Below are 11548 nucleotides of genomic sequence, written 5' to 3'. Positions count from 1 at the left end.
TTAGAAAACGTTGAACCATCTTGAGATACCAAAGTAGTACGAGTTTACTACCGTCGAAGGGGCACCAGAAGCGCTCACCAGTTGCCCTGTCCTCGTGTAACCAGCTCGGAGCGACAACTTTCGAAGCCTGTATTCCAACTGGCTGGTCAACCTGTCGCCATCGTTCATCGAAAACAGCGCGTGCGAAAGCGTGTCGCTCTTAATCTTGCTGTAGTACCCGCTAATCGTCATTCTCTTGAGTGGCGACGCGTTGACGCCCACTGTGTAACTGCGGCCGTTGAAGACCACGAAATCGTTCGTAATGAGGCTGGGCGGCAGGGGCGTCGGATTCAACAAGCCGGATGCCGTCAACACCGTGGTTCCATGCGACTGCGAATAGCCTCCGGTCACCCCGAAGCTTCTCCAGGTTAGTCCGCTTGAAATTGTCTCGGAAAGGTTGCCGTCCCCCTCACGCTGTGTCAAGGCACTGCGCATTGCGCGGTATGAACCGTGCCAGGAGGTTCTGTACGTCAAGCGCCGGCGGACAAACCCGCCGTAACTGTAGGAACTTGTGGTGAACAGTGCAACCTGCGTCTGTACGTTCTGCGAGTAGGCGAAATCCGCGCTGGTTTCCCAACGACCGAACTTGCGCGACGCGCTCACATTGCTGACGAATCCGAGGTTGGTATTGCCGAACTTGTTCGCGTTGTTCACCATTCCGAAGCTGAAATAGAGAAGCCCGAAAAGTGGACGGGCGTACCGGTAGTTCACCGTGCCGCCATACTGCGTGTCTGAAACCTGCTTGCCGTAGTAGTTCTGTTCGCGGTGAGAGATGTGACCATTCACGGACAAACCTTTACCTAGCGTGAGGTAAGTGTTGCCGGTGAAGACCAGGGACTCTGCGCTTCCGTCACCCAGAAAGATGGGCACTCCGCCCGCGTCGATAATGCTTTGCTGCATGGCGTTGAATAGGTTACTGGTGTACCTCACATCGCCATTCAGGCTCAGCCTCCGAAACGGCACAAATGACACTCCAACGGTGGCCGTATCTGTCGTGTTTGTCCGCTCGATGTCGCCTTCGCTGCTTGACGTCGATCGCCCCCAGGACGCCCCTATGCTGCCGGAGAGCGGCAAGGAATGGCTTGCTGAGACTCCGTACGACGAAGTCGTCCCGGCACTCGCCGTCGGCCCGGCGCCAAAAAAACCGGGAAAACTTGAAGCCATATTCTGATGAGTGTAATAAGCGCCTAACTGATAACCCCTTAGCAGATATCTGGAGTCCAGGCTGAAATTCTTTGCCGAGCTCTGTACGTCGCCTTCCGTCCCTAAGACTGTCGAAGAGTTGCTGGCATCGCTGAAGGTTGCGGTCAGGCTCGGCAGCTTTGGCACGAGCGCGCTCCACGTGACGCCGAAGTTCCGCGCCGATCCGGTGGTGTTCAACCCTGCCAGACCCGGAATTCCGTACTCGCCGCTGTTGTTGAACTCTTTTCCAAACGACACGGAACCGGGAAAGCGGCTTCCGCTAAACAAATTCATGGCCCCGTTCACGCCGCTACTGTTCAAAATCGATTGAGAAGCGCCATTGTTTTGGCTGCGGTTATAGTGAGGCTGCAAGCTGAAGGAAAGAAAGTTTGGGTGGTAATAGAAACCGGATAGTGTCCCGCTCCCCATGAGACTGTTGCTATGGCTTGATCCGCCATAGTCACCCCATCCTCCTCCGTAGCCAAAACCAAGTGAACCGTTCAGGTTCATCTTGAGGTTCTCGCCTACCTCAACTTGCGCGCTGGCCGGGGCTAAGAAGAGCAACACTACTGCCAACAATAGGCGAATCTGCCGAATTGTTCTGTTCCTATATCCGTGCATCGGGTCCGTCCGCCTATAACTTTTCGATCTTTGCGTTTTTCCGCAGTTTGTCCCCGAGCGTTGCACGGATGTTCTGCGTCTTCTCTTTTTCCAAGTCCGATCTCAGCTTCGCCTTTACTTCCGCGTATAGCACCTTGCCCGGCAACTGATGCGCCTGTAGGCGGAATATGGTGTAGGCGTTCCCTAATTGAATGAGGTCACTCACGTCTCCCGGCTTCATCGTCATCGCGGCCTTCACAATCTCCGGCGGGAGTTTGCTCGGGGGCACAGGCTTGTGGTCGCCCATATTGACCCTGTAGTCGTCATCCGACATCTGCTCTGCCAATAACCCAAACGCGCGATAACTCTTTGCATTCTTCGCCTGCTTCGCGGCTGCTTCGGCCCGAACGCGCGCTTCCTTCAGGACATCGGGAACATTATTGGGCGGAAGGATGGAAATGCTCTGTATGTGAATCATCTCTGGCCGTTTGAACTGTGACGGGTTCTTGTCGTAGTAGGCCTTTGCCTGGGCTGGTGTAACCGTGGATTTCGCCGTGATTTCGGTCCTCAGCATCGATTCGATCAGCAGCGAGCGCCGTATCAGCTCTCGCAGCGCTGGTTTCGAGCCGCCCAGTTCAACATTCATATAGCCTTGAAAAATTTCCTTGTTCGGGAACTGTTTGCGGAAATTGGCTTCGGCCTGGGCCAGGCGCGCAGGCGGAATCGTCACGTTTCGGCGCTTCGCTTCCTGGTAGAGCAACTCCTCAAAGATGATCATGTCGAGGGCGCCTTGGCGGATCTGCGGCTCCATGTCTTTGGGAAAGCCGTTGTGCTGCCGCGCGTATGGGAAGATGGCATACATCTGGCGCAATAGGTCTCGATCGGTCAGCACCGCGCCGTTCACCCGCGCCACCGCTTTCCCGGTTGTCTGGATTCCGGGTTTCGCGCTGGCGGCGTTGGCGCTCATCTCCGCCTTGACTCCTGTTGGAGCGTGGGAAGCGACCTGTGCGCCGGAGACCGAGATCCCCACCAGAACGACTGCGGCGGTGCAGAACTGCAATTTCATAAATCCTCTCGAACGACTTTCTTCAGAAAAAACAAGGGGAGGGAGCTTCCCCTCCCCTTGAGGGGTAAGAGCAACTAGAACTGCGTGGTGACGTTCATGATGCCGCTGCCTTCGTTCGAACCACCCGCACCGGTGAAGTGGCACTGGCGGCAGAACTGCGTCGCGGACGAAGCCTTGGTGCCGTCAGGAATCGGAGCGCCCGGGTTGTAAGGAGCTGATACGAAGAAGTAGCTCGGGTACGTACCCTTCACGCCAGCAGCGGTACCGCTGAATACGTGCATCGAGTGCGGAGTGTGGCAGGTGGTGCAAACCACGTACGCGCTCTTCGCATCCGTCGCGCCAGCAGGGATCACAACCGGGCTGACACGGCCACCGGCCGGGAAGGCAGCGGTCGACTGCGTGACCTGGAAGGAGCCGTAGTGGTTGATGAACGCCTGGTAAGCAGCGTCCCCAGCCTTCGGCTGCAGACAATCGATCGGGGTACCGTGGCTATTGCAGGTTCCGTCAGCGGCAAGTTTCAGCTCAAGACGGCTAGCAACACCCACTGCGTCCATGGTGGCTTTCGGACCGATCGGGTGATCGTTCTTGTAGTTGCCGGCAGCGGTGCCATCGGCACCGAGCAGGGTCGGAATCCACTCCGCGCCGTAGCTCGCGGGCAACAGACCAGCCGACTGCTCGTAGGAGTGATTCGTCATCATGGCGCCCCTCGCCACGTTACCGTCGTGGCAGCTAAGGCACATCATGACGCCCGTGGTTATATGCTCGTCCGTTTCAGAGTCGGCGGGGAGCGTGATGTCAAACGCACCGCCGTCACCGGTGGCAATCGTCGTGCCGTAGAGCGGACCCATGTCCTGCCCCCACAGAGCGAAGTCGCCCGTGGTTGCGTCGGTTACGTGGGTACCGAGAGAGCTGCCGCCGTTGCCGCGAGCGCCGCTGTGTGGGACGTGGCAACCTACACAACCGCGTCCGCCGTTCTGGTGAGCTCCGAGTTTGTCGATGCCCGTGATGCCCGAACCAGATGTATAGGTCGGGTTCTGTGCCAATGCGAAGCTGGCAAGCGCCAGAACGCAAAGAGCAATCATCATCTTCTTCATGTTAAAAGACCTCCTGATATGTACAGCGACTGCTTTACTGCGCGGAGTCTGTTACCTCTTCGCTCCGTTATGACTGTCTTCTGAACAGCCAAACCTCTTCGTGACATCGAGGCGGACGCTACGGTTGAGCTTTCGCCTCTGAACTCTTGTCAGCCTGCGCGGGCTTTCCTCCTGCCCTGGCCGCAGCTTTTTTCTCTTGCTCGGCGTCGCGCCTGGATTTTTCGGCCCTCGCTTCGTCATCGGTGAAATACCGGAACATCTGCACCCGTCCCGGATATTGCTCCGAAGTAAACACCCGGTTGTTCTTGTCGATCGCTAACCCCGCGAGGGTATTGAACTGTCCGGGAAGCAAGCCGTGGCCACCCATCCAGAGGAGCAACTGCCCCTCCTGGGTGAATACCTGCACGCGGTCTTGCACGCCGTCGGCGACCCACACGTGGCCGTCGCCATCAATGGCGATTCCCTTTGGCCGCGCAAAGTAGCCCGGACCGTCACCAGCCTTGCCGAAGGTGCGGATAAACTTGCCGTCGGCGTCGAAGATCTGGACGCGGTTGTTGAATGTGTCGGAGACGAACAAGTTACCGTCTTGATCGACCGCAACGTTCGTGGGCTTTCCGAAGTTACCCGGATCGGTGAGGGTGTGGGCTTTCCCTGTGGTTCCGATCTTGCGCAAGAGCTTGTATGGCGGATCGGCGTCATAGACCAGCACCTGGTCAAGTTCCGCGTCGGCTACATAGAGGAACCGGTTCTCGTTATCGATGGCCATCCCTCCGGGGTCGGCCATGCCGTCGCTGATTGTGCCTTCCAGTTTGTGGTCAGGCGCGAAGACCAATACACGTCTTGCCACGCTATCGGCCACAAATAGGCGGTCGCTATCGTCAAGCGTGAGCCCGGTAATCATTCCAAAGCGCGCGCTGACGCCATTCTTGATGAGTTCAAATTTCCAGGTCTCTGTATCGACGATGAAGACGGCGCTGACCTTACGGTCGGCGATGTACAGGCGGTTCTTGGAGTCCACGCCCATCCCATAGGGCATGATCAGCTGGAAGCGCGGTTTTTCAGCCTTGGAAGTCTCACCGACTGCCACACCGGCGAGCCGGTCCATCCATCTTCCCTTCTTCTTCTCTTTCGGTTGATCGGCCCTGAACTTCTCGCCCGAAAAATAATTCAAGTACTTGACCCGCGTGATCGCCGGCGGATTCGGCCACACGATCTTCGAGTAGTCGAGCACGTCCAGGAAGTGCGGCTTCTCCGGCACGGCCTCCTTCTTGAACTTCTTGTCCTTGCCGTGGACGGCAGCCGGCACGCTCAGCAGGAGCGCCAATCCGACGAGCACCAGTGCCGTTACCAATCCGCGCCGAATCGATTCTTGATGACCTGTGAACATCTCTGCTTCTCTCATCACTACTTCCCCAGATCCTTATGGCAGCTCGCGCAGAACGCGATGTTGTTGGCCTGGTCATTCACAAGCAAGCCCGGCTGCGCGGAAGCATGCGGCTGATGGCACGTCGCGCAATTGATCGCTACCCGGAGCTTGGTTACGTCGGTCGGATCCATCTGGTCCACAACCGGGTGCTTTTCCACCGGGTGACCAAGGCCGTACTTGATGGGCAGCCGAGCAACTTTCGCGAAGTAGTTTTCCGGCAGCCTCACCTTGCCGTCGAAAATCGTCACGAGGTGCTCTTTCTCTAACTTCTGCGGCTTCGCGTCGGGACCGTGGCACTCGATGCAGAGGGCGCTCGTAGTCTTCGCCCGCAGCAGATGAACGTTATCGCCGCCGTGCGGTTCGTGGCAGGTGGCGCAACCCTGTTCAAATGCCGGCTGATGCAGGTGCTTCTTCTTGTGCTGTTCAGCCTGATCGGCGTGGCAGGCGAGGCAGGCGTTCACTGCGTCCGGCTTGGGGAATCCCTGCGACTTGCCGGCATGGGCATTGTGACAATCCGTGCAATTGCCCATTGCGCCCGGATGCTGAACCTTCGCGGTTTCAATCTTCTTCGCCTGCTCTTCATGACACGTCACGCACAGGGCCTTCGGCTCGGCCTGCGTCAGCACAACTTTGCCGTCCTTCGGAGCCTCGTGACAGGTGGCGCAGGAATCTTTATCGCTGAACGGCGCATGCACAAACCTCTGAACCAGCTTCTTGCCGTTCGACTGGTGTGGATCGTGGCAGGTCAGGCAATCAGCTTTGGCGATGGGTTGGCCGTTGTGCGCCTTGGCGATCGTGTCGTCCTTGGGATCGTGGCAATCGACGCAGAGGGCGGGAGCGTCTTTGGTCAGGTGGAAGTCGAACTCGCGCTTGCCGGCTTCACCCGTCTTGTGCGTGATGTGGCAGGTGGAGCAACCCATGTCGAGCGCCGCATGCCTGCTTCCTTCCGCAGGAACGTCCAGGCCGGTCTTGTGACACGACAGACAAAGGTTCGTTGTCTTGTCGCCCATATCCGCTTTCAAGAGCTGGTTCTTGTTTTCGGCGGTGTGCGGGTCGTGACACTTGATGCAATCGCGGACTGCCGGGGCGTGAACCGTGCCTTTGATATCCGCGGCGTTCTTGTCGGCGTGGCAGGTGAGGCAGAGAGCTTGAGGAGTAGTGGTCGTGAGCTTTACGCGAGTAACGTCTTTGTTAACCCGTACTTCGTGACAGCTAGTACATCCAGTGGCAATCGCCGAGTGCACAAACTTGCCCTTGGACTTGTCTTCGTGGCACTCGAGGCATTTTGCAGCATCGATGTCTTTCTCCAGAGGCACTGGATGCTTGCCGGCGTACAACTTGCCCGTACTTGCGATGAGGAGAATTACAACAATCGATAAAAAAACCCTTTTCACGACTACCTCCGGCCGAGGTGAATTGTGCAAACGCATGGCCGTGAACAGGCCAACTCGGTTCCATTGTGGAAATAAAGCTAAGTTGTTGAAGGTAAGCACAATCAAAACAGGAAAATGTTGCTTCCTGTTCCGGAATCCGAGATTGCCGTCTCCAGAAATGGGCTTTTCTCCACACCCACATCGTGAAATGCCCCACCCCACATTTGAGTCAGCGCGGTATTTGCCCCACTGCGGGATTTTTGCCGTCGGAGAGCCAAGAGGTAGCACCGATCTCGGCTCATGGAAGCGGCAAGTTGTTCAAGCATAATGTCTGGAGTGTCGAATCGGGATTTGCGGATCACGACATTCTCGGCCAGGTTGGCCCGTGAGTCTGAGGAAGCTACAATCGAACCCAGAGTTCTCTGTTGGAAAGTGTGCGGGTGATCACTGCTGTGGGTGATATGGCCCACAGTGTCCTAGTACAAGCGCTTTTAGACTGAACCTAAGTCACCGTCTCCCATGCACTTGCAACAAGATGTGGTTGTGGACTCCAACTTGCACTCAGAGTAACAGCACGCGAAGGAGCCAGATTCGTGATTTCGCTTTGGCAAAAATTCTATAAAACATTCGCTTCGGTGCGAACCGGCATCATCCTCATTATTCTGGTCGGAGTCCTCTCGGCGATCGGTACCTTTATTTTGCAACGGCCAACGTCGGAGTTGGAACAGATTCAGCGGGCATACTCCCCCAACACGCTGATGTGGCTGGACCGGCTTGGCCTGACGGACGTTTTCCATGCATGGTGGTTCGCACTGCTCCTGACGCTTGTCAGTCTGAGCATCATCTTTGCATCGCTCGAGCGCTGGCCAAACGCGTGGCGTTTTTACGCGCGTCCGTACCGCCGTCCGGAACCGCACTTTCGCGCCGTGCTTCCTCACCATACGGAGATTCCGATCCGCGACGGGAAACAGGGCATCGAGGCGGCCGAGCGAGCGTTCCGCCACCTGGGCTTCCGCGCAGAGCGCGTGGTCGATAACGACGACGTATCGCTCTTTGCCGAGCGCAATCGCATTTCTGTGATGGCCGTCTACATCGTTCATGCCAGCCTGTTACTGATTTTCTGTGGCGGCATCCTCGATGCAATGTACGGATATCGCGGCTATCTCTCGCTGACTCCGGGTGAAACGAACAATCAGATTGAGGTCCGCCAGATCGACCAACAGGTCAAAAAGACGATCCCGTTCTCGGTTCGTTGCGATGCCACGGGCCAGGAGAACTACCCTGACGGCACCCCGAAAAAGTGGTGGTCAAAGCTGGCCGTCATTGAGAACGGGCAGGAAGTGAAGCGCAAAGAGATTGTCGTCAACGATCCGCTGGTACACAGAGGCATTCGCCTCTACCAGGCTGGCTACGGGTCGAGCGGCAAGCTCGACCACGTTGAACTTCTCGCAACTGTTAAAGGCAACACCGAGAGCAGCAGGATCAGTCTCGCTCTGGACCAACCCATACAACTGGACGCCGAAACTTCGGTGAAGCTGGTGCGCTTCGTTCCCGACGCTTATGTGCAGGACAACGAGATATTCACGCGCTCGACCAGTCCGGAGAACCCAGCATTTCAGCTTGCAGTCCTCGACAAGGCCGGCAGTGAAGTAAAGATGTGGCTCATGCCTCGTGTCGAGAATCTCGCGCAGGACGACAAGTCCGCCTACGCTTTCCGCGCAACCGATATGAAGATGAAGCCCTTCACCGGACTGGAAGTTTCGTTCCAGCCAGGACAGTGGGCAGTTTGGGCCGGCGTGCTGCTGATGGCTGCCGGACTCGCCATAGCGTTCTACGTAGTCCACATGCGGTTCTGGGCCGTGGCCGTGAACAACGGCGACAAAGGTACAGTGCTCTGGATCGGCGGCGCGTTCAACAAGAATCGTGAACGATTCGAAGAACGTTACAAGGCGCTGGTGGAAGCGACCCGGCGCGAGATCGAGAAGACGCAGGCAAACGCGACGCCCACACAACCAGAGAGCCGGACAACAACCACGGCCGGAGTTTAGGTAACAGGCATTCGGAGGAACAGTGATGTCGAAAGCAAGAGCAGAACAGCAACCCGCGGCGGCAACAGGAACGACACTGCTCGTTCTGGTGGGAATGGCGATGATGTTCCTTTTGATGACCGCCTTCCTTGGAGCTATGAAGACGAAGACGGGGCCGCTCTTTAATGAGAGCAACATGCTGTACGTGGCCCTGATTTTCTATGCAGGCGCTGGCGCGTTGTACATGGGCTTCGGCGTAACGGGAGTTGACCGCTACGTCAAGGTTGCTTCCATCGCGACCGTGATTGGTCTGGTGGCGAATACCCTCGCTGCCGGCCACCGCTGGTACATCGCCGGACGGCCGCCGTTCTCCAACATGTACGAGATGTTGCTTAGCTTCGTGTGGACGGTCGCACTGCTGACGCTGGTGGCGGAACGCTTCTACGGTGTAAAGATCATCGGAAGCGTGACCATGCCGCTGGCGGTAGTGTCGGTCATCGTGATGCAGTTGCTGCCTTCGGAGGTTCGGCCACTGGTACCGGCACTGCAATCGACGTGGCTGCACGTGCACGTATCGCTCGCAATGCTTGCGTATGCCGCTTGCGCCGTGAGTTTTGCCCTCTCCATGATGTTCCTGATTCAGGACAAGATGAAAACCGAGACGTTCCTGGCGCTGACCTCCGGCGGCGTTGGCTTGGTGTATGCCTGCATCGCCGTGCTGCGGTTCAACAACGGCGGCCTCGACGTTATCGCCTGGGACCCTGCGGGCAAGCAAGAAATCTTCATCGCAGAGGGGCAGAGGCTATTCGTCACGATTCCTGAGCTGGGCTGGCTTTTCGCTCTGTCAGCTTTGGCCGTCGTAGTTCCACTCGTGCTCTACTTCGTAGGACGTGCCAAGCATGACGAGAACATCTTCGTGCTGGCAAACCGTGCAATGTTCGTCAGCATTCTGCTGCAGGTCGTCGCCGTCGGCGCGTTCGTCCTCCGTGTTCGCAGCGGACATTACTCAAATCCGCAAGTCGAAGGTCTATTCGTAACGAACCTGGCCGCGAGTCCATTCATCCTTGCCGGTCTGGTTGGCGGCATCTTCGCCGGGCTGCTCTACCTGATGCTGCTCTGGCGCCGTAGCGACCTGGAGCGCTTGCTGCCCTCGACCGATGCGCTTGATTCCGTTACGTACAAGACTATCTGCCTGGCGTTCCCGCTGCTGACGTTGATGATCGCCGTCGGCGCATATTGGGCAAACGAGACGTGGGGTTCGTACTGGAGCTGGGATCCTAAGGAAACCTGGGCCGCCATCACCTGGCTGGTGTACGCCGGCTATCTGCACATGCGGATCACCCGCGGATGGCGCGGACGCCGGGCGGCGTACTTCGCAATCCTTGGCTTTGCGGTCGTAATCTTCACCTTCTTCGGCGTCACATACTTGCTGCCGGGCCTGCACGCATACGCATAAGGCAAACAACCCTCACCGTCACCCATGGGGCTCGAATTCGAGCCCCATTTTTGTTGTTAACAACTAGAGCGTCATGTCGACCGGAGGACGGAAGGCTCGAAGTGGAGATACCTTGTGTTTCGTGTGCGACGGAAATACAAGGTGGTTCGACTACGCGCCCCTACGCTCACCATGACGCTTGTTCTGAATTGGCTTTGTCAGCAGTCTCCATTCTGTTTTGTTCCAGCGGCAACCGTCATGACTTCAAACTACTCTTACCTGAGTTCTCGCAGTCGATCTCATGTACAGGCTGGGACGGGATGGTCCCCTTTCCCAAGAACATAAATACGGCCACCGTTCCTTCCCTGCAATTCCGCACCACCTGAACGGACTCGCCTTGCTGAAAACCTTCGGGCAGCAAGGTATGGTTTTCTTCGATGAACTTGTCTAAGTAGGTTGCGTCGAACGGTACGCCCTGGCTCAAGGACCACCTGGTTTGCAGGCGATCTGCTATTTCCTGCGGTCCCGTGACTTGCAGCTTGCCCATTCGATATTGCTTGCCCTCCTCTACGGAAATCGTCAGGGCGACTGTAGATTCGGAATGCGACCTGGATATCGGCAGGGCTAGAACGTCAAGGTGTCCTCTACTGCCATACACTTCAAGGAGTGCATTTAACCCCGTGCGAACTCTTTCCGTATTGAAAGGGTCGCCGGGCTTAAGCGGAATTCGTGCAACCAGTTGCTCGTCTGTGAAAATATGATTCCCCACCAAGTGAAGTTCTGAAAGGCTGTGAAGTGGGCCTTCCAGGACTTCTGCTTCGACCGTGACAGGTTTCGGAATTGCCAGCGGGTCGATAGCTTTGATGGTGACATTGTCTACTTTCGCTTTGAGATAGCCTCGTTTCTGAAACTGGTCTCGAATCCGCTCGCCGATTTCTTCGGCATTACCGTTAAAACAAGACCCGACGAAATTGGCCGTCACCTCGGCAATCTGCGTCGAATCGAAGGCTCGCGTGCCGCTCAAGATAAGCTGCTGTACGACGATTCCGGCCTTTTTGTCAGTACGGTAATCCTGCTTCGATATGCACTGGCCCTGAAGCAACGTCGGAAGCAGTACGCTACATGCGACGACGATAATCAACCGCCTCATCAGATTGCCTTTCCACGAAGTGTGTATATGCGGATGGCGAAGGATATTACGCGCCCTCGCTTCGAAGTGGAACCTGAATCGCAAACAGAATGAAACGCGCCAGGTCCGAGCAGTGGCGGCCTTTAGGGAATGCGCAATGAGTGACTTAGCTTGTCC

General features: G+C 56.9%; 8 protein-coding genes and 1 pseudogene. 3 read left to right on the top strand and 6 right to left on the bottom strand.

Going from position 1 to position 11548, the window contains the following annotated elements; all coding sequences use genetic code 11:
* The 5 genes from VN622_05110 to VN622_05090 form a co-directional block, all read right to left on the bottom strand.
* On the bottom strand, positions 1-1515 hold the full coding sequence (locus VN622_05110; GenBank protein HWR35233.1) for a hypothetical protein: 1515 nt from the start codon (positions 1513-1515) through the stop codon (positions 1-3).
* 340 nt (positions 1516-1855) lie between these two features.
* A complete protein-coding gene (locus tag VN622_05105; GenBank protein ID HWR35232.1) occupies positions 1856-2887 on the bottom strand; it encodes a peptidylprolyl isomerase in 1032 nt (343 codons plus the stop codon).
* A 74-nt stretch (positions 2888-2961) separates the two neighbouring features.
* Entirely contained in the window at positions 2962-3981 is a 1020-nt protein-coding gene (locus VN622_05100; protein ID HWR35231.1) for a hypothetical protein, read from the bottom strand.
* Between the two features lie 118 nt (positions 3982-4099).
* A complete protein-coding gene (locus tag VN622_05095) occupies positions 4100-5383 on the bottom strand; it encodes an SMP-30/gluconolactonase/LRE family protein (GenBank protein ID HWR35230.1) in 1284 nt (427 codons plus the stop codon).
* A 2-nt stretch (positions 5384-5385) separates the two neighbouring features.
* Entirely contained in the window at positions 5386-6801 is a 1416-nt protein-coding gene (locus VN622_05090) for a cytochrome c3 family protein (GenBank protein HWR35229.1), read from the bottom strand.
* A gap of 572 nt (positions 6802-7373) precedes the next feature.
* On the opposite strand from VN622_05090, the gene VN622_05085 reads away from it, so the two are divergent.
* The 3 genes and pseudogenes from VN622_05085 to ccsA (VN622_05075) all read left to right on the top strand — a co-directional run bounded on the left by VN622_05085 (position 7374) and on the right by ccsA (VN622_05075) (position 10263).
* The gene (locus VN622_05085; GenBank protein ID HWR35228.1) at positions 7374-8828 is read left to right on the top strand and encodes a cytochrome c biogenesis protein ResB; all 1455 of its coding nucleotides are present in this window, start codon (positions 7374-7376) and stop codon (positions 8826-8828) included.
* Positions 8829-8853: 25 nt separating this feature from the next.
* Positions 8854-9459 (top strand): annotated as a pseudogene (gene ccsA, locus VN622_05080) (cytochrome c biogenesis protein CcsA).
* The gene (gene ccsA, locus VN622_05075; GenBank protein ID HWR35227.1) at positions 9433-10263 is read left to right on the top strand and encodes a cytochrome c biogenesis protein CcsA; all 831 of its coding nucleotides are present in this window, start codon (positions 9433-9435) and stop codon (positions 10261-10263) included. The pseudogene ccsA (VN622_05080) and the gene ccsA (VN622_05075) overlap by 27 nt, the downstream one beginning before the upstream one ends.
* Positions 10264-10498: 235 nt before the next feature.
* Here ccsA (VN622_05075) and VN622_05070 read toward each other — a convergent pair whose 3' ends face one another.
* On the bottom strand, positions 10499-11383 hold the full coding sequence (locus VN622_05070) for a POTRA domain-containing protein (protein ID HWR35226.1): 885 nt from the start codon (positions 11381-11383) through the stop codon (positions 10499-10501).
* Between the last annotated feature and the right edge of the window lie 165 nt (positions 11384-11548).

The organism is Clostridia bacterium, assembly GCA_035561135.1.
Classification (GTDB): Bacteria; Acidobacteriota; Terriglobia; order Terriglobales; family Acidobacteriaceae; genus DATMYA01.
This window is presented reverse-complemented; position numbering and strand designations above follow the sequence as displayed.